25 protein-coding genes are annotated in these 20,937 nt (G+C 69.7%); 15 read left to right on the top strand and 10 right to left on the bottom strand.

What is annotated here, in order from left to right:
• Positions 1-31 precede the first annotated feature (31 nt).
• On the bottom strand, positions 32-637 hold the full coding sequence (gene pspAB, locus DVR07_RS15235; protein ID WP_115798120.1) for a PspA-associated protein PspAB: 606 nt from the start codon (positions 635-637) through the stop codon (positions 32-34).
• Between the two features lie 104 nt (positions 638-741).
• Positions 742-1,599, bottom strand: a complete 858-nt coding sequence (gene htpX / locus DVR07_RS15230) for a zinc metalloprotease HtpX (protein WP_115798119.1) — start codon at positions 1,597-1,599, stop codon at positions 742-744.
• 143 nt (positions 1,600-1,742) lie between these two features.
• Between htpX and DVR07_RS15225 the strand changes: the two genes are divergently transcribed.
• The 6 genes from DVR07_RS15225 (at position 1,743) to DVR07_RS21785 (ending at position 6,924) form a co-directional block, all read left to right on the top strand.
• The gene (locus DVR07_RS15225; protein WP_115798118.1) at positions 1,743-2,492 is read left to right on the top strand and encodes a CPBP family intramembrane glutamic endopeptidase; all 750 of its coding nucleotides are present in this window, start codon (positions 1,743-1,745) and stop codon (positions 2,490-2,492) included.
• 68 nt (positions 2,493-2,560) lie between these two features.
• Positions 2,561-3,886 (top strand): aminotransferase family protein, encoded by a 1,326-nt coding sequence (locus DVR07_RS15220; protein WP_115798117.1) that lies wholly within the window; start codon positions 2,561-2,563, stop codon positions 3,884-3,886.
• Positions 3,887-3,967: 81 nt separating this feature from the next.
• Positions 3,968-4,420 carry a DUF2243 domain-containing protein gene (locus DVR07_RS15215; RefSeq protein ID WP_115798116.1) on the top strand — a complete coding sequence of 151 codons (453 nt, stop codon included), beginning with the start codon at positions 3,968-3,970 and terminating at the stop codon, positions 4,418-4,420.
• Between the two features lie 72 nt (positions 4,421-4,492).
• Positions 4,493-5,635 carry a 60S ribosomal export protein NMD3 gene (locus DVR07_RS15210; protein ID WP_115798115.1) on the top strand — a complete coding sequence of 381 codons (1,143 nt, stop codon included), beginning with the start codon at positions 4,493-4,495 and terminating at the stop codon, positions 5,633-5,635.
• A complete protein-coding gene (locus DVR07_RS15205) occupies positions 5,632-6,717 on the top strand; it encodes a class I SAM-dependent methyltransferase (RefSeq protein WP_115798114.1) in 1,086 nt (361 codons plus the stop codon). The genes DVR07_RS15210 and DVR07_RS15205 overlap by 4 nt, the downstream gene beginning before the upstream one ends.
• 30 nt (positions 6,718-6,747) lie before the next feature.
• Entirely contained in the window at positions 6,748-6,924 is a 177-nt protein-coding gene (locus tag DVR07_RS21785; RefSeq protein ID WP_162829599.1) for a hypothetical protein, read from the top strand.
• Between the two features lie 303 nt (positions 6,925-7,227).
• Here the strand turns inward: DVR07_RS21785 and DVR07_RS15200 are convergent, their stop codons facing one another.
• From DVR07_RS15200 to DVR07_RS15190, 3 genes are all read right to left on the bottom strand, one after another.
• A complete protein-coding gene (locus DVR07_RS15200; RefSeq protein ID WP_162829598.1) occupies positions 7,228-8,160 on the bottom strand; it encodes a cupredoxin domain-containing protein in 933 nt (310 codons plus the stop codon).
• Positions 8,161-8,315: 155 nt separating this feature from the next.
• Positions 8,316-10,169 carry a helicase C-terminal domain-containing protein gene (locus DVR07_RS15195; RefSeq protein WP_115798112.1) on the bottom strand — a complete coding sequence of 618 codons (1,854 nt, stop codon included), beginning with the start codon at positions 10,167-10,169 and terminating at the stop codon, positions 8,316-8,318.
• A gap of 123 nt (positions 10,170-10,292) precedes the next feature.
• Positions 10,293-10,502, bottom strand: coding sequence for a DUF7561 family protein (locus tag DVR07_RS15190; protein WP_115798111.1), 210 nt, complete (start codon positions 10,500-10,502; stop codon positions 10,293-10,295).
• Positions 10,503-10,647: 145 nt separating this feature from the next.
• On the opposite strand from DVR07_RS15190, the gene DVR07_RS15185 reads away from it, so the two are divergent.
• Together DVR07_RS15185 and DVR07_RS15180 are read left to right on the top strand one after the other, a co-directional pair.
• Positions 10,648-10,968 (top strand): HalOD1 output domain-containing protein, encoded by a 321-nt coding sequence (locus DVR07_RS15185; RefSeq protein ID WP_115798110.1) that lies wholly within the window; start codon positions 10,648-10,650, stop codon positions 10,966-10,968.
• A gap of 108 nt (positions 10,969-11,076) precedes the next feature.
• Positions 11,077-11,994 carry a YkgJ family cysteine cluster protein gene (locus tag DVR07_RS15180; protein ID WP_115798109.1) on the top strand — a complete coding sequence of 306 codons (918 nt, stop codon included), beginning with the start codon at positions 11,077-11,079 and terminating at the stop codon, positions 11,992-11,994.
• Positions 11,995-12,114: 120 nt separating this feature from the next.
• Here DVR07_RS15180 and DVR07_RS22175 read toward each other — a convergent pair whose 3' ends face one another.
• The gene (locus tag DVR07_RS22175; RefSeq protein WP_165881765.1) at positions 12,115-12,291 is read right to left on the bottom strand and encodes a DUF5786 family protein; all 177 of its coding nucleotides are present in this window, start codon (positions 12,289-12,291) and stop codon (positions 12,115-12,117) included.
• Positions 12,292-12,630: 339 nt separating this feature from the next.
• Here DVR07_RS22175 and DVR07_RS15170 point away from each other — a divergent pair, with 339 nt between their 5' ends.
• Positions 12,631-13,644, top strand: a complete 1,014-nt coding sequence (locus DVR07_RS15170; RefSeq protein ID WP_115798107.1) for a DUF5784 family protein — start codon at positions 12,631-12,633, stop codon at positions 13,642-13,644.
• A gap of 487 nt (positions 13,645-14,131) precedes the next feature.
• Here DVR07_RS15170 and DVR07_RS15165 read toward each other — a convergent pair whose 3' ends face one another.
• Positions 14,132-14,416, bottom strand: coding sequence for a DUF5789 family protein (locus DVR07_RS15165; protein ID WP_115798106.1), 285 nt, complete (start codon positions 14,414-14,416; stop codon positions 14,132-14,134).
• Between the two features lie 143 nt (positions 14,417-14,559).
• Between DVR07_RS15165 and DVR07_RS15160 the strand changes: the two genes are divergently transcribed.
• Together DVR07_RS15160 and DVR07_RS22170 are read left to right on the top strand one after the other, a co-directional pair.
• Complete coding sequence (locus tag DVR07_RS15160; RefSeq protein WP_115798105.1) at positions 14,560-15,351, top strand: PHP domain-containing protein; 792 nt, start codon at positions 14,560-14,562, stop codon at positions 15,349-15,351.
• Positions 15,352-15,424: 73 nt separating this feature from the next.
• Entirely contained in the window at positions 15,425-15,589 is a 165-nt protein-coding gene (locus DVR07_RS22170) for a DUF6757 family protein (RefSeq protein WP_165881764.1), read from the top strand.
• Between the two features lie 209 nt (positions 15,590-15,798).
• Here the strand turns inward: DVR07_RS22170 and DVR07_RS15155 are convergent, their stop codons facing one another.
• On the bottom strand, positions 15,799-16,119 hold the full coding sequence (locus tag DVR07_RS15155; protein WP_115798104.1) for a 4Fe-4S dicluster domain-containing protein: 321 nt from the start codon (positions 16,117-16,119) through the stop codon (positions 15,799-15,801).
• Positions 16,120-16,349: 230 nt separating this feature from the next.
• Positions 16,350-16,574: a hypothetical protein gene (locus tag DVR07_RS15150; protein ID WP_115798103.1), complete on the bottom strand. Its 225-nt coding sequence runs from the start codon at positions 16,572-16,574 to the stop codon at positions 16,350-16,352.
• A 106-nt stretch (positions 16,575-16,680) separates the two neighbouring features.
• Here DVR07_RS15150 and DVR07_RS15145 point away from each other — a divergent pair, with 106 nt between their 5' ends.
• Positions 16,681-18,024 carry an MFS transporter gene (locus tag DVR07_RS15145; protein WP_162829597.1) on the top strand — a complete coding sequence of 448 codons (1,344 nt, stop codon included), beginning with the start codon at positions 16,681-16,683 and terminating at the stop codon, positions 18,022-18,024.
• 350 nt (positions 18,025-18,374) lie between these two features.
• Positions 18,375-18,668, top strand: a complete 294-nt coding sequence (locus tag DVR07_RS15140) for a helix-turn-helix transcriptional regulator (RefSeq protein WP_115798101.1) — start codon at positions 18,375-18,377, stop codon at positions 18,666-18,668.
• Between the two features lie 66 nt (positions 18,669-18,734).
• Here DVR07_RS15140 and DVR07_RS21780 read toward each other — a convergent pair whose 3' ends face one another.
• Positions 18,735-18,884: a hypothetical protein gene (locus DVR07_RS21780; RefSeq protein ID WP_162829596.1), complete on the bottom strand. Its 150-nt coding sequence runs from the start codon at positions 18,882-18,884 to the stop codon at positions 18,735-18,737.
• Between the two features lie 98 nt (positions 18,885-18,982).
• On the opposite strand from DVR07_RS21780, the gene DVR07_RS15135 reads away from it, so the two are divergent.
• Positions 18,983-19,783 carry an aldo/keto reductase gene (locus DVR07_RS15135; RefSeq protein ID WP_115798100.1) on the top strand — a complete coding sequence of 267 codons (801 nt, stop codon included), beginning with the start codon at positions 18,983-18,985 and terminating at the stop codon, positions 19,781-19,783.
• 84 nt (positions 19,784-19,867) lie between these two features.
• Positions 19,868-20,917, top strand: coding sequence for an FAD-binding oxidoreductase (locus DVR07_RS15130; RefSeq protein ID WP_240318889.1), 1,050 nt, complete (start codon positions 19,868-19,870; stop codon positions 20,915-20,917).
• Positions 20,918-20,937 lie beyond the last annotated feature (20 nt).

Raw genomic sequence — 20,937 nt, 5'->3', positions numbered from 1 at the left:
AAGCCGTTCCGGACGTCGAGCGGCCCGCCCGTCACTCCCAGGGGTGGCGGCCTGCCGTACTCGGGAGGAGCGCGTACCAGTACTCCTTGTTCTCCTCGATGTCGAGCTCGCCGTCGAGGTTGCTCTCGAGCTTGAACTCGGCGCTGGAGTCGCGGTCGCTGGTCCCCTTCGGCACGAGGGGGTAGTACGCGCCCCGCCGGAACGAGTACACCCAGTAGGCGTACTGATTGTCCTTCTCGAAGGCGAAGAGGGCGGCCAGGAGCCGCGAGCCGTATCCCCGCTCCATCAGCGTGTCGGCGGCGAAGTTGAGGCTGGTGACGAGGTCCTCGAAGTCCGGATCGTCGAGGACGACCCACGAGTAGCCGTAGTCGTCGGTGCGGGCCTCGGTCTCGGTGCCGGTCTCCTCGGCCCCGACCTCCAGTATCTCGTGGACCTCCTCGACCGCGTCCGAGAAGTCGGCGCTGTCGACCTCCGAGAAGCAGAGCGCGGCCTCGCCGACCGACTCGTAGCCCAGTTCGGCCTCCATCGTGACGTAGGCCGTGCTCATCCCGAACAGGTCTTCGGGGTCGGCCTTCCGGGTGGCGTCGGCCTCCGCGCGGATGCCCAGCACTTCCCGCAGTCCGTCGAACAGTCCCATGTCTCTCCCTTCGCGCGCTCCGATAAAAAGGTCGGCTCCCTCCGGGCGGTACGACGAGACGGTCAGTGATGTTCGGGCGTCGGGGCCGCCGGTCGCCCGGCGACCTACATCTGGCGTTCGAGTTCGCGGAGGCGCTCGACGCGGGCCTCGGTACTGGGGTGGGTGCTGAATATCTTCCCGATGAAGTCGGACTTGAGCGGGATGATGAAGAACGCGTTCATCTCCGACTGCTCGCGGAAGTCCTCCTTCGGGACCTTGCTCATGCCGCTGTCGATGGTCATCAGCGCCGACGCGAGCGCGGCGGGCTTGCCGGTGATGGTCGCGCCGCCCCGGTCGGCCGCGTACTCGCGGTAGCGCGAGAGCGTCCGGATGAGCAGGAAGCTGAGAATCCACACCACGAGCGAGGCCAGGATGGCGACCCAGACCTGCGGGCTGTCGTCGTCGCCGCCGCCGAACCACCAGCCCCACCGGACCACCAGGAACGCGATGGTCGAGAGGAACGACGCGATGGTCATCACCATCACGTCGCGGTTCTTGACGTGGGCGAGCTCGTGGGCGAGCACGCCCTCCAGCTCGTCGTCGTCGAGGGTCTTCAGCAGGCCGGTCGTCACGCAGACCGCCGCGCTCTTCTGCGAGCGCCCGGTCGCGAAGGCGTTCGGGACCCGGCTGTCCGAGACCGCGACCGTGGGCTTGGGCAGGTCGGCCTGCTGGCTCAGCCGGCCGACCGTCCGGTGGAGGTCGGGGTACTCCTCCTCGCTGACCTTCTTGGCGCCCATGCTCCACAGCGTGATCTTGTCGCTGAAGAAGAACTGGGCGAGCGAGAAACTCCCCATGATCAGGACTATCGCAAACAGACTCGCGAACTGGGAGAGCACGCCGATGAAGACGATGTACAGCGCGAACAGCAGGAACATCGTCAGGGCCATGCGGCCGCGAAGTCCCCAGTCTGCCTTCCACTTCATGCGCGACCGTAGGGTCTCAGACGGTTTAAACGTTCGTCGTCCGATTCGCCACCGGGGAACCGCACCAGTGCGGGGCGATCCGCCGTTCGACGATCCGTCGCTTTGCTAATCTATTTCCCCTCGGGGGTTGTCAGCTCCTCGTAATGTCACACTCAACGGCCAGCCCGCTCCGCCGCGTCGGGGTCGCCACCGGGCTCACCGTGCTCGGCGTCGTGCTGAGCGTCCTGCTGTCGCTCCCGGTCGTCTTCGTCCAGTTCGACGCGCTGACGCAGTTCGTCGCCTCGTTCGTCCTCTCGGAACTGGGGTTCGTCGCCGCCGCGCTCGTCTTCCTGCGGGCGACGAGCCGCGGCGTCGACTACCTCCGGATCAGGGCGCCCGACGCCCGCGCGCTCGGCATCGTCGTCGGCGGGACCGTCGCGCTGTTCGCCTTCCGCCTCGTCGCGATCCTGGCGGCGCAGGCGCTCGGCCTCCCGCTGGCCGGCAACTCCGTCACGCAACTCGCCGAGGAGGGCTACCTGCTGACCCTGCTGCTGCTCGTTCCGCTGTCCGTACTCGTCGTCGGCCCGGCCGAGGAACTGCTGTTCCGCGGCATCATCCAGCGGTACCTCGACGACGCGCTCTCGACTGCGCCCGCCGTCGTGCTCACGAGCGTGCTGTTCGCGCTGGTCCACGTCCCGACCACGGTCATCGCGACGCCCGACGTCGTCGCGGTGAGCGTGACCCTGGTCATCCTGTTCGGCCTGTCGCTCCTCCTGGGCTACCTCTACGCCTGGACCGACAACCTGGTCGTGCCGGTGCTGGTCCACGGGTTCTACGACGCGCTCATCTTCGGGCTGGCGTACTGGGCGCTCTCCTCGGGGATGGTGGAGATGGCCGCGTCGACGCCGCTCTGAGAATCGGCTCCCGCACACTCCACTGTCGGGTCGGGAACGTTTATCACGCGCCGCACTGACGGGCGAGTATGACCGACAGCGAGCGACCCGCGACGGTCGGGGAGGCGGGCGGCAACCTCCCCCACTGGTACGACGGCGACGGCGAGGTGCCGACCCTCACCCGCGGCGAGGGCGTCCGCGTCTACGACGACGAGGGCACCGAGTACCTCGACTTCGCCTCGCAACTGTACTGCGTCAACGCCGGCCACAGCGAGGAGTCGATCGTCGACGCGATGACCGAGCAGGCCCGCCGGATCCCGTACGTCTCCTCCTCGAAGCACAACGACGCCCGGACGGAACTGGCCGACCGACTCGGCGAGGTCGCGCCCGGCGACCTCTCGGACGTCTACTTCTCGATCTCCGGCAGCGAGGCCAACGAGGCGGCGGCCCAGTTCGCCCGCGCCGAGCAGGACGCCCCGAAGGTGCTCACCCGGTGGCGGTCGTACCACGGCGGGACCTACGGCGCGGCCGCGCTCACCGGCGACCCGAGCACCCGCGCCACGGTCGAGCGCTACGCCGCCACCTCCGGCTCCGCGAAGTTCCTCCCGCCGCTCCCCGGCGCGTTCGACGCCGAGACGCCCGAGGAGCTTGCCGAGAAGGCGGCCGACCACCTCGAGTTCGTCATCAGAAACGAGGGTCCGGACGCCATCGCGGCCGTCCTGATGGAGCCGGTCGGGGGTACCAGCGGCGCCTACCCCGCGCCGCCGGGCTACTTCGAGCGCGTCCGCGAGCTCTGCGACGAGTACGACATTCTCCTCATCTCCGACGAGGTCATCGCCGGCTTCGGCCGCTGCGGCGAGTGGTTCGGCATCGAGACCGAGGGCGTCGAGCCCGACATGATAACCTTCGCGAAGGGCGTCACCAGCGCGTACGCCCCGCTGGCGGGCGTCCTCGTCGACGAGTCGCTCGGCGCGTCGCTCCGCGAGGAGGGCATCGAGGTCGGCCAGACGTTCGCGGGCCACCCGGTCGCGTGCGCCGCCGGGGTCGCCGCGATGGACGCCTACGAGGACCGACTGCTCGACAACGTCCGGGCCATCGCCCCGACGCTCGAATCCGAACTCCGCGGGCTCGACGCTCACGACGCGGTCTGCGACGTCCGCGGCCGCGGGTTCCTCTGGGCGGTCGAGTTCGCCGACCCCGAGACGGACGAGCCCTTCGTCGACCCGTGGGCGGGCGACGAGGGCGACAACCCGGTCTCGGAGGTCGTCGATACGGCGGCCGACGAGGGCGTGTTAGTCGGCGGCGGCCGGCCGGGGTTCCAGCTCATCGTCGCCCCGCCGCTGTGCGCCGACGAGGACGACGTGCGGGAGGCCGTCGGCGTGCTCGACGACGCTATCGAGTCGGTGTTCGGCTGAGTTCGTAGACGACCTTTTCGAGCGCGTCGGCGGGAACTGGTCGGCCGCGGACGTTTTCGCCCCGGCGCGCGAACTCCGCCCGTGAACTCACGTTCCGGCCGCTCGCGGTCGCTCCTGCTCGGGAGCGCGACGCTCGGCTTCGGGTTCGGCGCGCTGCTCGACGTCCTCCTCTTCCACCTGGTGCTCCAGTGGCACCACCTGCTCTCGGACCGCATCTCGACGGGGAGCCTCGTCGGCCTGCGGGCGAACATCTACTACGACGGCGTGTTCTCGCTCGCGATGGTCGGCGTCATGCTGGCCGGGGCGGGCCTGCTCTGGCGGACGTTGAACCGGTCGGCCGAACCCCGCTCCGCGGTGCGAGCCGTCGGCGGTCTCCTGGCCGGCGTTGGCCTGTTCAACCTCCTCGACGGTATCGTTGATCACTACGTGCTGAACGTCCACGACGCGGTCCACGGGACCCTGGCGTTCAATCCCCACTGGGTAGGCGCGAGCTTGCTGATACTCGGCGTCGGGATTCTCGTGTTAAGGGGATAGCGAATCCGTGCGACGGTCACGGCCGCCCGCCGCTTCTTCAGACTTAAACCCTCGAAACCCCTATCCCGACTCATGACTATGGAAGCCCGCGAGTTCTGTCCGAACTGCGGGGACCCCATCGAGGCCGACCCCGCCGAGCGGACGCCCCTCCCCGAGGCGGCCGGCAAGCGCGGCAGGGAGCAGAAGCTCTGCGACGCCTGTTACTTCGACCGGTTCGACCTGGTCGACGCGCCCGACCGCATCGAGGTCCGTGTCTGCTCGCAGTGCGGGGCGGTCCACCGGGGCAACCGCTGGGTCGACGTCGACGCCCGCGACTACACCGACGTCGCCATCGAGGAGGTCAGCGAGTCGCTGGGCGTCCACCTCGACGCCCGCGACGTCTCGTGGCGGGTCGACCCCGAGCAGGTCGACCAGAACACCATCCGGATGCACTGCACCTTCTCGGGAATCGTCCGGGACACGTTCGTCGAGGAGGAGGTCGTCGTCCCCGTCAAGATCTCGCGCCAGACCTGCACGCGCTGCGGCCGCATCAACGGCGACTACTACGCCAGCACGGTCCAGGTCCGGGCCGCCGAGCGCACGCCCACCGGCGAGGAGGTCGAGCGCGCTCAAGCTATCGCCGACGAGATCGTCGCCGAGATGGAGGCGACCGGCGACCGCGACGCCTTCGTCACCGAGGCCAAGGAGACCGACGACGGCGTGAACATCAAGGTCTCGACCACCAACATCGGCAAGAAGATCGCCGCCAAGGTCGTCGAGGAGTTCGGCGGGAGCTACTCCGACTCCGAGACCCTCGTCACCGAGGACGAGGACGGCGAGGAGGTCTACCGGGTGACCTACGCGGTGCGCCTGCCGCCGTACTCGCCCGGCGAGATAATCGACCCCGAGGACGGCGACGGCCCCGTCCTCGTTCGGAGCGTCCGGGGCAACCTCAAGGGGACGCGGCTCACCACCGGCGAGCAGTACGAGGCCCGCTTCGAGGAGGGCGACGCGCCCGAGGCCCGGCGACTGGGTCGCGCCGAGGACGCCGAGGAGACCACCCTGGTCGCGGTCGAGGACGAGCGCGCGGTCCAGGTGCTCGACCCCGAGACCTACCGGACCGAGACCATCGCGCGCCCCGACTTCGTGGACCCCGACGCCGAGACCGTGCGGGTGCTGAAGAGCCGCGCCGGCCTCCACGTGGTGCCCGACGACGCCGCCGGCGAGGACGCATGACCGACGCGGCGAGCGACCTCGCGGCGGTCGTCCGCAAGCCAGAGAGCGAGGCGACCATCGCGGCGCTGCGCGAGGAGGGCGTCTACGACGTGACCCGGAAGGTCCGGGAGCGCGGCGACGAGTACGTCGAACTCCCGGTGACCGGCCCGCCGAGCGAGACCCGGGTCCGCGACGTCGTCGAGCAGGTCGACCCCGAGCGACGCCTCCCCGACCTCGACGCCCACCTCCGGGAGCGCGGGTGGACCGAGGAGGAGATCGCCCGCGCGCCGGGGTCGTGGGCGGTGGTCGGCAGCGTCGTGCTCGTCACCTTCGGCGACGAAAGCGGGACCGCTTCGGACGCGGACCTCGACCGCGAGGCGTTCGGCGAGGCGCTGCTCGACCTCCACGGCGAGGCCGACACCGTCCTCGCCAACGAGGGCGTCTCGGGCGCCCACCGCGAGCCCTCGGTCTCGGTCGTGGCGGGCGCCGGCGACACCGAGACGGTCCACACCGAACACGGCACCCAGTACGCGCTGGACCTCGCGGAGGTCATGTTCTCGCCGGGCAACAAGGCCGAGCGCGCCCGGATGGGCGAGGCGGTCGACGCCGGCGAGCGCGTCTTCGACATGTTCGCCGGCATCGGCTACTTCGCCCTGCCGATGGCCCGCGCCGGCGCCGAGGTGACCGCGGTCGAGCGCAACCCCGCCGCGTTCCGGTTCCTGATCGAGAACGCGATGCTCAACGACGTCTCCGACCGGATCTCGGCGTTCCGCTCCGACTGTCGCGAGGTGGAGGTCGAACCGCCGGCCGACCGCGTGGTGATGGGTTACTACGACGCGTCCGAACCGCGCTCGGAGGACAGTCGGGCGCCGGCCGACGCGTCCTACGAGTACCTCGACGCGGCGCTGGCGGCGCTGAAACCCGGCGGCGTCGTCCACATGCACGAGGCCACCCCGGAGGACCTGCTCTGGGACCGCCCGGTCTCTCGACTCCGGGACGCGGCAGCCGGGGTCGACCGCGAAGTCGAGGTGCTGGACCGTCGCAAGGTCAAGAGCCACAGCGAGGGCGTCTGGCACGTCGTCGTGGACGCCCGCGTCGAGTAAATTTAAGTCCCGTCCGTCGGACGCTCGCGTATGCCGACCTGCCCGTCCTGCGGGGCCGAGGCCGACGAGCCGAACTACCGCAAGCGTCGCGTCGAACCCTCCGCCGACCGCGAGGGCGTCACCGTCACCGCGACCACGGCCAAGCAGTACTGGATGGTGCTGTGCCCGGCCTGCGACGCGGTCCTCGGGACGCTGGCGGCCGACTGAGGCCGGGGCGCGGTTTTCCGCGTCTCGAAGGGCGACCCGTCGCCAGCGACCCAAACCATTATTTCGGTCCCTCCGCTCCGGTCTCGTATGGACGATAGCACGCGCCAGAAGCTGATCTCGATCTTCTTCGTGATGCTGATGCTCACCTCGGGCGTCGCGTACGCGGCGTCGTTCTTCTGAGCGGCGGCGGGCGACCGTCGCGCCGCATCGTCGCTGTCGCGCCGCGATCGACGGCCAGCCGGTCTCGTCGCCGTAGTCGGTCGGTCGCGGACAGGCGGTCGCGGTCGAGTCAGCCCCAGCCAGTCAGCACGGCGGGAAGCCCCGAATCTGGACGAACAGCTGCTTGCTCTCGGGCGCCAGGTCGTCCCACGACACACGGCGCTCCTCGACGATGGCCTCTGGGTCGAGCGCGGGGTCCGTGAGGACGGCGTACGCGCCGAGCCGCGGCGGTTCCGGCTCCGGTGGGCCGCCCTCCTGTCCGCCCTCGCCGCCACCGGCCTCCCCGCCGGCTGGCATCGTCGTCGCCGCCTCCGCCGTCGCGGTCTCGGTGGCTGTCTGCTCACCCATCTCGGTCGCCGTCCCCCGTCCGGCGCAGAGGTCCGGCAGCGGGTCGGCCGCCGGGCCGCTGGGCGACCCGACCACGACGCGCATCGCGTGGCCGAATATCTCGTGGGGCGCGCAGTGGAGCTCGTACACGCCGGACTGGTCGAAGGTGTAGAGCCAGTAGCCGCCCTGCGGGAGCGCCGGCGCGGAGAACGGCGGCACGTCGTCGGGGACGCGCTGGACGTACCCGAACGCGGGGTGGTAGGCGGTCACGGTGTGATGTGGCGACTCGTAGCTGAACCGCACGGTGTCGCCCGGCTCGACGTAGAGCCCGGTCGGCTCGAAGACGAACTCGGGAATCGGCGCGTCGCGGGGCCGAATCTGCAACTCGACCTCGTGCTGCGGGCTGGTCGGCGGCTCGGCGTCGTCCGAGAGCGCCGGGAACCCCCACACCGGGTCGATCTCCCCGTCCTGCCTGGCGCGCTCGCGGGCCTCCGCGGGCGTGCTCGCGTCCGTCGCTGCCGAGTCCGCGGCACTCGCGAGTCCGCGAGCCGCGCCCGTCCCCGCGAACGCGCCCAGCGCGCCCGCGCCCCCGAGCGCGCGCAGGACGTTCCGTCGCCGGGCGCTCGGTGCGGCGTCCGTTCTCTCGGTCGATTCGTCTCGGTCGGTCGTGTCGCCGGTGGAATCCCCCATGGTCCGGGCGCGGTTCATCGCGGGTGTCAATAAAGCTACTCCTCGATTCAGTGAGTCGGCTTCGTGGAGATTCCCGGTTGTAGAATGGTGGTGTTATCGACGGAAAACGTCCCGAAAGCCCCGACCGGACAGGTAAGCTGCAGCACCAGGCGCACCTACACGCTGTCGTCCCAGACGTCCGCCATCGGGCTCTTCCGGCCGGTCGAGGAGCCGCCGGACGAGCTTCCCGCGGAGTCTCCGCTCGCGGACTGCCCATCGGACGAGGTTCCGCCCGCCGAGCGTCCTCCGGTCCCGTTACGCGACTTGTTGCCGGAACGCGATTGGCTTCGGTTCCGGCCACCGCGCGCGCCCGCTCCGGCCGCCGACTGGCTCGCGCTCTGCGGGTCGAACGCGGGCAGGTCCGGCTCGCTCATCCGGTCGACCTGCTCGGTGAACCAGTCGGGCGTGTCGCTCTTGGCCCGGTCGAACACCTGGAGCAGGCTCGAGTCCGCGAGGTAGGTCGCGCCGCGGTCGTCGGGCGACCGGACCACCCGGCCGCAGGCCTGGATGACCGTCCGGAGCGCGGCCCGGTAGTACCACGCCCACTGGCCCTGTTCGAGCCGGTGGGCGACCCGGGAGTCGCCGGTGTTGAGGAACGGCGCCTTGCAGATGACCTGCCACCGCGCGAGGTCGCCCTTCAGGTCGAGGGCCTCCTCCATCTTGACCGAGAGGAACACCTCCTCGCCGTCGGTCGCCTTCCAGGCCTCGAGCTGGGCGTCGCGGTCGTCCTTGTCGTGGGTCCGGACGCGGTCGCCCACCCCGAAGTCCGAGAGCATGTCGGCGAGCCGCTCCTGGATGGCGTATGAATGGGCGTGAATTATTCCCTTTTCCTCGCGGTGAGCCTGCATGACCCGGACCACCGTGCGGGCGATGTCCGGCAGCGTCTCGTCGCGGTGCTCGTAGGTCATCTTGCCCTGCGTGACGTCGTACAGCGGGCGGTGATCGACCGGGAAGGTGTGGCCCACGTCGACCAGCGCGACGTTCGCGGGGTCGAGGCCGACCTGCCGGCAGAACGCCTCCTTGTTCAGAATCGTGGCGGAGAGCAGCGCGAACTTGTTGCCCCGGTCCCAGACGGTGTGGGCCAGGTAGCGCTCTGGGTTCATCGGCTTGATGGTGATGGCGCCGCCCTTCCCGTCGGGCTGGTCGACGACCCAGGTCGTCGCGCTCTCCGAATCGCGGTAGTCCTCGACGAACCAGTCGAGTTCGCCGATGAGCTCCTGGAGGCGGTCGCGCTCGGCGGCCTCGTGGGGGTCGAGCTCCGGCTTGGCGATGAGGTCGTCCTTGTGTCGGCGGCAGACGTTCTGGAGCCGGTCGGCGTACTCGACCGCGCGGTCGAGGCCCGCTTCAGCCAGGTCGGGCACCTCGATGTCGTCCCAGATGGGCACCGTCCGGGGGTCGAGGTCGATGGCGGCGTACATCTCGGCCCACTCCGCGAGACCGTGGGCCTCGTCGATGACCACCGCGTCGCGCTTGCGGAACACCTCCGAGCCGGCGGTCCGCATGAAGTAGGCCAGCGTCATCGCCGCGATCTCCCGGTTGGAGGCGATGGCCCGGTCCGAGAAGTACGGGCACCGGTGCTTGACCGAGCAGTCGTACCCCTTCTCGCGGGCGCAGGGCGCGCGGTCGACCGGCGTGTCGGTCTCGCCCGGCAGGATGCACGAGTAGTTGCGCTTGCCCCGGATTATCTTGAGGTCGTCCAGGAGGTCGTCCTCGGCCACGTCGTCGAGCTGGGACACCTGCGGCGTGGTGTAGTACGCGCCCGTCGCGTCGCTGGGCGCGGCCTCGTCGGGGGTCCGGGCGCACCCGGCGATGGCCCGCGCGAGCAGCGACTTGCCGCTGCCGGTGGGGGCCCGCACCAGCACCACGTCGTTGCCCGCGGCGAAGGCGTCCCGGACGTCGCCCAGCGCCTCGCGCTGGTTGCCCCGGTAGGAGGGCGCGGGGAACTCGTCGAAAATCCGGTCGGGGTTCACTACCCGGAGTCACGACGGTCGACCGGATAAAGGCTGTTGGTTCCGGCGATTGGGTCGGCGGTGGGAAGGGGACGACGGCCGGTCGCGGTGCCGACGACCGGCCGGACCGTCCCGATGCCGGACCTACGACTCTCCGAGCGCGTCCACGTCCGCGGCGCTCGGGTCGTCCGGAAGCCGGTCGATGCAGTCGAAGCAGAGGAAGTGCTCGGTGCCGTCGCCGTCGAACTCCAGGGTCATCCCGCCGGTCGCGTCGTGCTCGAGCGTCCAGAGGTTGGCGATGCCGCCCGCGATCTTGACCTGCTCGCCGCAGCCGTCGCAGGTGTCGGTGGCCATGACCGGACCCAGCGTCCCCAGCGACAAAGCGCTGCCGCCGGGTCGTCGTCACCCGGTCCGCGTGGAGCGATTCCGAACCGTATTTATCCTAGTTTGTCGTGCGAATCTGTATCAAAGTCGGCTCGGCCGACGTGGGAGAGAACTAATGCACGAATCAGAATCGCCCGCAACCCCTGTAGTCGAACCTGGAAACCAATCGTCGGGCGTCACGCGGGCCTTCCACGACCCGGAAGGCGACGCCACGCTCGTTCAGACCATCCTGGAGGCGCTGGACGACGCCGCGGACCCGGGCGAGGAGCCGACCGTCCGGCTCTACGACGCCGTCGACCCGGACGCGCTCGAGGCCATCTTCCGACCGACCCGCAACGGTCCGCGCCGCGACGCCGGCCGCGTCTCGTTCTCCGTCGGCGCCTTCAGGGTCGACGTCCACGCCGGCGGTCAGGTCCTCGTCCGGCGGACGGCCTGACCGCGCCGGCCGTCCCCGTCTTCGGACAACGGCGTCGCGGGAAACCAGGGCTCGGCGCGCCGCCCCGTCTCCTTATGCCACTCGACCGCCTACCTCCCCGCGACAGCCATGGAGGTGAACTGCGAGGGGTGCGCCGGCTGCTGCATCGACTGGCGGGCGGTCGCGCCGGAGCCGAGCGACCACGAGCGCCGCGGGCCGCGCGAGCCCCTGGACGACGTCCACAACCTCGTGCCGCTGACCCGCGACGACGCCCGGAACTTCCTCGACGCGGGGCTGGCCGACGCGCTGACCCCGCGGCTCTGGCGCGACGAGTCGGGCGTCGAGATCGACGGCGTGCCGGTGTCGGCCGTCGACGGCAGGCCCGCGTTCTTCCTCGGCCTCCGCAAGCCGCCGAAGCCGGTGGCACCCTTCGGTGTCGACGAATCGGACGGTTCGTCGGCTCGCCGGAACCGGCCGGATTCCGACGGCGCAGACTCGACCTGGCTCCCGACCTGCGTCTTCCTCGACCCGACGACCCTCCAGTGTCGCATCCACGACGCCGACACCTACCCCGAGGAGTGCGCCGACTACCCCGGCCACAACCTCGCGCTGGAGGAGGAGACCGAGTGCGAGCGCGTCGAGGCGGCGTTCGGCGGCGAGCGACTGCTCGACGGCGACCCGCCCGAGGAGCTCCGGGGGTTCCTGCTCGGCCCGCAGGCGCTCGGCCAGAAGGTGTTCGTCTTCCCCGACCCGGACCGCCTGGACGGCGTCGTCGGTCGCGCCGAGTCCGGCGACCTCACCGCCGACGACCGCGCGCTGTTCGTCGCGGCCGCCGTCGCGTCCGCGCCCGGCACGACGACCGCGAACCCCGACAAGTTCGAGTCGGCGCTCGACGCGGCCCGCCAGGCCGACTCGTGGGCCGGCCGTGCGGTCGCCGACTGGACCGCCCGGGCCGGCGAGGAGGGGACGCCGGCTCCGGACCCGGCGGTGGCCGAGCGCGTCGAGGACGACCGCGGCGCGCCCGGCACGCCCGGGTGGGACAATTGACTGGCATTCCGACCGCCCCGCCTCTCGGCGGACGCGAGCGGAGCGCTGGCGACTACTGGGGCCGAGCGGAATCACAACGAGAAGAATCCTCGTGCGACCGCCGAGCAGAACCAGAACGGGCTACTTGCCGGACTTGATCTCCTCGAACTTGTCGAGGAGCGCTTCCGCGGAGTCGCCCGAGTCGTATTCTACGGAGCCGTGATACGTCGTCCGGTCGTCGTCCTCGCTGACGTCGACCGTGTTGTTCTTGCGCTCACGGCGTTCGTGTTCGTCTTCATCATAGGCACCCATTGACATGACAACCACACTCATGGGTAGGCTTCGCCCCGTAATGAATGTAACGGATAATCACGTTCGTTTCGTTCCTCGAAACCAGGTCAAAATTCGCGGCCCTACGGTCGGGTCGGGGCCGGTTCCGAGCCGCAGTCGCGCGGTGCGTCGGCGGCGGCAACGGCCTAAAGTCGTGGTTCGGGCTGCTTGACGTTTCGGTCCGCGGAGAGTGTTCGTTCACGTACCGACTCGCCGCCTCGACGGTGCCGCGACGGCGTAGTCGCGGCGTTCGCCCCGCCGACTCGCCCGCGGAACTCCGGCGTCCGCGACACAAGAGGTAAATTCCTCGGTCGTCAACACCCGAACGTGGCAAGCCCGCTCCGCTTTCGCCGCTCCACGGAGCGGTGGACCGACGACAGGGTCGAACGCGACCTGTACGACCCCCTGGACGAGAAGTTCGGCGCGCAACTGCTGGCGCCCCACTACGTCGGGCCGTCGGGGTACGAGACCCGGCGGCTCGAGATGGGCAACGGCGACGTGGCGCTGTTCTGCTGGACCCCCGACGGGGAGGCATTCTGGCTCGGCAACACCGAGACGCCCTCCGCGCTCTGGCGCACCGAGAAGTACACCTTCGACGAGATTCCCTACCCCGTCGCCCGGTGGGCCCAGCGCGAACTGCTGGCCGACCTCCGTACCGAGGACCCCTGGCTGGCCGACTACACCCACCTTTCGTGGTTCTTCCTGCCGGTCCTGTTCTCGAAGGACGGTCGCCACTCCACGCGGACCTTCTTCCGGGAGCACGCCGCGGGGTTCCCGGACGCGACCCGCGACGAGGGACTGTCGTTCTACGAGCAGTTCCTCCGGACGGGCGCGCTCGACGACTACCGCTACGAGATGGCGTCGAAGCTCGGCACCAGCCCGCAGGTCGACCCCGTTCGGATGGCGTCGGCGATGAGCGAGTTCACCGCCGCGAAGCTGCTGACCGACGCCGGCTACGACGTGACGCCCGAGATCGAGGTGACGACGGGTCACTCGCTGGACTTCCGGGCGGAGCCGCCCGGCGGCGGCGAGTCCCCGCTGGTCGAGGTCACCCGGCCGCGCCCGCCGACTCGCCGGGCCGCCGACACGCCGGTCGCCGCTGTGCGCGAGACTGCCGAGACCAAGACCTCGGGCCAGCTCCAGCACCACGGCGGCGGCGCGGTGCTGTTCGTCGACTGCTCGGGGTTCCGCGACGACGAGTGGGCCGCGGTCAAGGGCGAGCAGCCCGAGGTGCGCCACCGACCCGCGGTCGTCTTCCGGGCGCGGCCCTCCGGCCACGTCGAGGCCTACCGCAAGGGGTCGCTACCGCTGGACCTCGGCGGCGCCGTCGAGTGGGTGTGACGGTAGCGGGGAGCAGTTTCGATACCAGCGTCGCATCTGTAACTCTACGGGTGATACAGAACGTGTCTCGAGCAGTAGAACCACCCAGTCTTATGTCCGACTATGTGCATTTTCTGTTATGGGGCGTGAGTGTCAGACGATTTATCTTGGCTACATCACAGCCTTACTGGGCGTCATAGCCGCCAGTAATCTCGACTGGAGAATTATCGAGTATCTATTCGACTTGTTGCGGGATGACCCTTCCCTGATTCCCGGCGTCTTGTTAGCACGAAATACGTTTGCATGGTTGATGACCTGTTTTCTTGCCCTCTTTTGCGCTAGTGCATTTGTATTCGGTTCCTATGAACTCTATCGAGGATTCAAAGAGAGATACGGTAGCCAGAGATAGGAATCCGATGCTAAGGATGCATCATGTAGTTCGCGATTGCTGCCGATCTCGTCGCGTGCCGTCCGAGTACCGACTGCCGGAAGAAAAAGCGGCGTCGTTCTAGAAGCTGACCTGGCTCGGCCCCACCGTGCCGAGGGTCGTCGGGTCGCGGTCGCTGTACCCTTTCCGGCCGATGGCCTCGCTGCTGACCGCCGAGTAGAGCATCTCCTCGGCCTCGTTGGGCGACGAGAACGTCTCCGACCCGACGCGGCCGAGCACCTCGCCGAGCGTCTCCGAGCCGTTGGGGTGGTCGAGCTCGTAGTCGCCGTAGGTGTCGGCGAGCTGGTCGGTCGTCGCGGGGTAGTCGTGCTGGCGGACGAGTCGCGTCGCCTGCTTCAGTGACATCGACAGTACGTACACCAAAGATGATGATAAACCTTCCTGCGGTAGGACATTCCAGAATATAAGGTATCTAAGGAGACCTGTCGCTGCGCCGTCGGCCGGTTCGATTGCGAAGCGCTTTCGGCGGCCCCCCGCGTTCTGGAGGTATGAGCGTCTTCGCGGACCTCCACGTCCACACGACCAACTCCGACGGCGAGATGCGCCTGTCGGAGATCCCCGAGGCCGCCCGCGACGCGGGCGTCTCGGTCGTGGCCGTCACCGACCACGACCGGCTCCACCCCGAACTCCCCACGCCGGTCACCGCCTTCGAGGGCGTGACCGTGGTTCACGGCATCGAGCTCCGGGTCGAACCGCGGTCGGGCGAGCGCGTGGACCTGCTGGGCTACGGCGTCACGCCGACGCAGGACCTCGTCGACGAACTCGACCGCATCCAGACCGACCGGAAGGAGCGGGGCCGGCGCATCATCGAGAACGTCGAGGACCGCCTCGGCGTCGACCTCGACGTCGAAGCCCGCGAGGGCCTCGGCCGGCCCCACGTCGCCCGCGCGGTCGTCGACCACCCCGAGACCGACTACGACGACGTCGGCGCCGTGTTCGACGACCTCATCGGCAACGACGGGCCGTGCTTCGTCGCCCGCGACGTCACGGGGTTCGAGCGCGGCGTCGACCTGCTCTCGGACGCCTGCGGGCTGGTCGGGCTGGCCCACCCGTACCGCTACGACGACCCCGAGTCCGCGCTGGAGCTGACCCGCTACCTCGACGCGGTCGAGCGGTACTACCCCTACGACGGGGACGTCGACGCCCGGCCGGTCGAGCGCGCCATCGCCGACTACGACCTGATCCCGACCGGCGGGAGCGACGCCCACGACGACGCGCTCGGCCGGGCCGGGCTGTCGAAGCCGGAGTACCGCCACTTCCGGTCGGCGGTGAACCTCTGAGACGGCCGGACGCGCCCGGCGAGTCGCCGCCCCGAACGCAGACGTTAAATCCCGTGACCGGGTACTCCCTGCTATGCAGTGTCACTACTGCGACCGCGACGCGTCGTTCGCCCCCGAACTGAACGGCGTCCGGGTCGGCCTCTGCGAGACCCACTTCCGCGAGCAGTTCGAGCACCTCGCGGAGACGGACGCGCTGGCCTACCTCCGACAGGAACTCGATGTCGACCGTCCGCAGTAGCGCGGCGGAACAGCGCGGCGCAGGGCGCACCGCGCACCCTCCGGTTCCCACCGCCAGTACCCCTCTCGTTCCGATAGCAGGCCACGAAGACGCCGCCAGCGACGCGAACGAGGCGGGCGAGGAGCGGCACCGGGCGCCGGTTCGCGCCGCTCGCGGTGCGGTCGCTCGCGGCGCGACGGTCTACGAGAGTAAAAAACCAGGAAGCTCCGTCAGGCCCGACCGGCGTCCACGTCGATGGCGTCGACGGGGCAGACGTCCACGCAGAGCATGCAGTCGATGCACTGGGCCTCGTTGGCGGGGTCGGCCTTCTTCTCGCTCTCGGGGTGGTCGGGCGAGTCGACCCACTCGAACACGTCGACCGGGCAGTCCTCGAGGCACGCCCCGTCGGCGATGCAGAGGTCGAAGTCGACGGCGACGTGGGTGCCGTGGATGCCGAGCTGCTCGGGTTCGTCGACCGGACCCCACACGTCGTGGCCCTCGTGGGTGTCAACCTTCTCTCGGTTTTCGTTGAATTGCGGGTCGATTGCCATCGTAGTTCACCTACCTCACCCGTTCGGCGACGAGCCACTTAAATCACGGTACTTCATTTAAGAGTACCGGTGCTCGAAATAGATTTAGGTCGGGCTAAAAACGGGTCAGCGGCCGGAATTCCGGATTTCGGCCCCGAACGCGTTCGGAAGGTTTTAATCGGGTGCGTACCCGGAGCCACCGTTCCACTCGCGCGGGCTCTCGACCGGTCCGCGCTGTCGCTCGGTCTTCGCTACTCGCGCTCGCAGGCCGGGTCGGGGCCGAACCGCCGCCACGCCGTCCCGAGCAGCGCGACCGTCAGCACGGTCACCGCCACTTGCACGACGCTCGCGCCCGCACCGCCCGCAACCACGCCGCCCGCCAGCGCCGCGCCGCCGACCGCGCTGGTGCCGACGCAGCAGAGGCTCGCCGCGCCGCCGATGCCGAGCAGTCGCCACGGGACGTCGCGTTCGGTCACGGTTCCGTGTTGACGGGCGCGCCCTTTCGCTCTTTTGTCCGACGACAAACAGGAATCTGGTTCAGGGAGCGCTTTTCCCGGCCCCGGCACAACTCCCGGGCGAGCCGTGCCCGACCGCGCGCCCAGGCCCCCGTCGCTCGCGCTCGACCGGCTTCCGGACTCGCCGGTCCTGCAGTACTACTGCTACCAGGCGACCGTCTCGTTCGGCTTCTTCTCGCCGATCTTCACCCTCTTCCTGCTCGACCGCGGCCTCGACTACACCGCCATCGCGTCGCTGAGCGTGCTGTACGCCGTGCTGACCGTGGTCGGCGAGATCCCCACCGGCTACCTCGGCGACCGCATCGGTCGGCGGGCCAGCCTGCTGGCGAGCTCCGCGTTCATGACCCTCTCCATCCTCGGATTCGCGGTCGTCGGCTCGTACCTCGGGCTCGCCGCGCTGTACGTCCTCTGGACGCTCTCGCTGGTGTTCCGGTCGGGGACGGGCGACGCCTGGCTCTACGAGACGCTCGACGCCCGGCTCGCGGCCGACCGCTTCGCGCACGTCCGCGGCCGGGGCGAGTCGGTCAACCGGGCCGTGACGGTGCTCACCATGCTCGCCGGGGGCGTCCTCTACAGCCTCGACCCGGTCTACCCGTTCCTCGCCTCCGGCGTCCTCAACGGCGCGGGCGTGCTGGTCCTGCTGACGTTCCCGAAGAACCCGCAGTACGCCGACCGCGACCGGACGGGCGATGTGGGCGGCGCCGGCGACGGGACGAATGACGGTGCGACGAATAGCGCCAGACCGAAAGGCGACGAGATGGACGACGGTGCGACGGGCGACGCCGGCGACGACACCTTCACCGTCCGCGAGGCGCTGCCCGTGCTCCGCGAGCAGTTGACTCGCCCGGGACTCCGGTGGTTCGTCGCGTACGCCGCGCTGTTCTTCGGCGTCGTCGGGGCGGTCGACACCTACGTCCAGCCGGTCAGCACCCGGGCGCTCGGCGTCCCTGTCGCGTCGATGGGGCTGCTGTACGCCGCGTTCGCGGGCGTCTCGGCGATGGCGGCCTACTACGCCGGCGCGGTGCGGGACCGCCTCGGCGTCCGCGGCGCGGTGCTCGCGGTCCCGGTCGTCCTCGGCGTCGCGCTGGTCGCGCCGCTCGCGTGGCCGCTGCTCGCGTTCCCGGCGTTCTTCGTCCTGAAGGGGTCGCGGTCGCTCCTCCACCCCATCGTCACCCACCACCTCAACGACGAGGTGAGGTCGGTCGGCCGCGCCACGGTCCTGAGCGCGGCGTCGATGGCCTACGCGCTGGTCAGACTCCCGCTGTACCTGCTCGGGGGCGCAGTGGCCGACGCGACCACCGCGCTGGTCGCGGTCGGCGTCCTCGGCGGCGTCTTCCTCGCCGCCGTCGCGGCGGTCCGGGCGGTCGCCTCGCCGGTCGACGGGCGGGAGTCGGGGCCGACGTCGGGGTAGTCCTCGAGTCGAATGAATCCGTCTCCGGCGGATAATAGTCGATTCGCCAACTGGTGAGTGCGCTACCCGGCCGGGGCAGTTCACCGACTCGCGGTCCCCGCCGGTCCCGTCGCTCGCAGGTCGGCACCGGTCGAGAGCGACCACTGATGCTACGTGCTACCGCCGATTTCCGGAGTGAGCGGTCGAGTACCGATCTAATCGCCCCCGCGACCAAACAATTCGAATCGGTAAATGACGAATACCAAATGTGTGTCTGACACTTCTTGCACTCTATCACGCGAGGAATTATTTCAGCTCCGCCCGAACACTTATTAGATTATGGCTTCTCTTTGAAGAAGAGGGAGATAACCTTGCACGACCTTACCGGCTTCCAACGCGACCTCCTGTACGTCGTCGCGGGGTTGGACGACCCGCACGGCCTCGCCATCAAGGACGAACTCGAGGGTTACTACGAGAAGGAGATCCACCACGGGCGGCTCTACCCCAACCTGGACACGCTCGTGGACAAGGGGCTCGTCGAGAAGGGCCAGCGCGACCGTCGGACCAACTTCTACACCCTGAACAACCGCGGCGAGCGCGAGATCGAGTCCCGCCGAGAGTGGGAGGCGGAGTACGTCACGGACGAGATCGAAGTGACCCAGTAGCGGTCGGCGCGCGGCAACGGCGCCCGGACGCGCCGCGCCCGACCGCTCGACAGCCCGGAGACGGTGTCAGCGACCGTCTCCGAAGCAGTTCTCGCAGACCGCGACCCGCGCCCGGAGCGGGGCGTCCGTCCGCCGCGCCGGGATGTCGACGTGCGTCACCGGGACGTACCCGCGACAGTAGGCACAGCGTTCGATAGCGGCCACCTCGTCTGCCATACCCCCTCGTCGCGGCCCCCGTATTCAAATGTTGCCTTCTCACCGGGGACGCGTTCCCCTTGACCAACGCTTTTCACCGTCTGGCCGGTGGTCGGGGTATGGACGAGACCGCCGCGATCCCGAGTCCCGGCCTCGGCACGTCCGGCAACGACGACCCCGACCGGTGCGCCGAGACGGTCCGAACCGCCCTCGAAATCGGCTACCGCCACCTCGACACCGCCCAGATGTACGACAACGAGGCCGCGGTCGGCGAGGGCATCGCGACGAGCGACGCGCCCCGCGAGGACGTCTTCCTGGCGACGAAGGTCCACCCCTCGAATCTGGCGCCCGATGACGTCCGCGAGACGACCGACCGGAGCCTCGAACGCCTCGGCGCGGACGCCGTGGACCTGCTCTACGTTCACTGGCCCACGCACGCCTACGACGCCGAGGCGACCCTGCCGGTCTTCGACGAACTGCGCGAGGCGGGCAAGACCCGGCACGTCGCGGTCAGCAACTTCACGACCGACCTGCTCGAGGAGGCCCGCGAGATCCTGGACGCGCCCGTCGTCGCCAACCAGGTCGAGATGCACCCGCTGCTCCCGCAGGAAGACCTGCTGGCGTACTGCCGCGAGCGCGACGTCACCGTCGTCGCGTACGCGCCGCTGATGCAGGGCGAGGCGGGCGACGTCGACGTACTGGCCGACATCGCGGCCGACCGCGGCACCACGCCGGAGGCGGTCAGCCTGGCGTGGCTCCGCCAGCGCGACGGCGTGGTCCCGATCCCGAAGGCGACCGGCGAGGCCCACCTCCGGGCCAACTTCGACCCGCCCGACCTCTCGGCCGAGGAGGTCGCCCGCATCGACGCAATCGAGGAGCGCGAGCGGCTGGTCGACCCCGACGGCGCGGCCTGGAACTGACCGGCGCGCCGGCGTCGGCGAACCGATGCGGGCCGCTCCGGGCCCCGCCGCCCGACTTAATCGGCTGGGACCCTACTACCCGGTGTGACCACTCGGGAGCACAATTCTCAGCACGAGGCGGCCGAGACGCTACCGATGATCACGGAGGGGGCGGAGGTCGTGGTGGCCGAGCCGATGGACCGCGACCGGCGGGCGGCGGTCGCCGAGGAGGTCCGCGAGACGCTGCGGAACCTCGACGAGGACGGACTCCTGGACGAGGCCGGAGACGCGGAGGGCATCGACTGGGGGCGACTCCGGGAGGCGTGGGACGGCCACGACCCCTCGAACGCGCTGACCGAGAAGATCTCGACGCTCCGGCGGCGGGCCCAGCGCGAGTTCCCGTCGCTGATGCGGGTCCGGTTCCAGGAGGACGAGACCGACATCGAGTTCGCGCCAGGCCAGTACGTCACGCTCCGGTACGACGACACGCCCCGGCCCTACTCGGTGGCCTGCTCGCCGAACGACGACGCCATCGAGATGTGCGTCCGGCGGGTGCCCGGCGGCACGCTGACCAGCGACCTCTGCGACGACGTCGACGTCGGCCAGGACGTGACGCTCCGCGGGCCGAACGGCGACTTCACGCTCCAGGAGCCCTCCGAGCGCGACATGGTGTTCCTCTGCACCGGGACCGGGGTCGCGCCGTTCCGGAGCATGATCGACTACACCTTCGAGGAGGGCCGCGACGAGGTCGGCGGCGCCGAGCGGGACCTCTGGCTGTTCCTCGGCACGGGGTGGAAGGACGACGTGGCCTACCGAGAGGAGTTCGAGCGCCTCGACGACGAGCGCGACAACTTCCACTTCGTGCCCACCCTCTCCCGCGAGGAGTACCTCACCGACTGGGAGGGCGAGACCGCCTACGTCCAGCAGACCCTGCTGAAGTACGTCGCGGACGACGCGGTCGCGGACGCCGACCTCCCGCCCGGGATGCGGCAGGTCGCCGAGCGCTCGCCCAACTACGACGTCGACGCCCGCATCGACCCCGACAACGTCGAGGTGTACGCCTGCGGGACCAACGTCATGGTCGAGGGCCTGCTCGACGCGGTCCGGAGCGTCGGCGTACCCGAACGGTGGGTCGAGAGCGAGGGGTACGGGTAGTGTAGTCGGCGGACCGCCGC

The sequence above is a fragment of the Halorussus rarus genome (assembly GCF_003369835.1).
GTDB lineage: Archaea > Halobacteriota > Halobacteria > Halobacteriales > Haladaptataceae > Halorussus > Halorussus rarus.
Note: the sequence above shows the minus strand (reverse complement) of the source record. Positions and strands in the feature narration are given on the sequence as shown.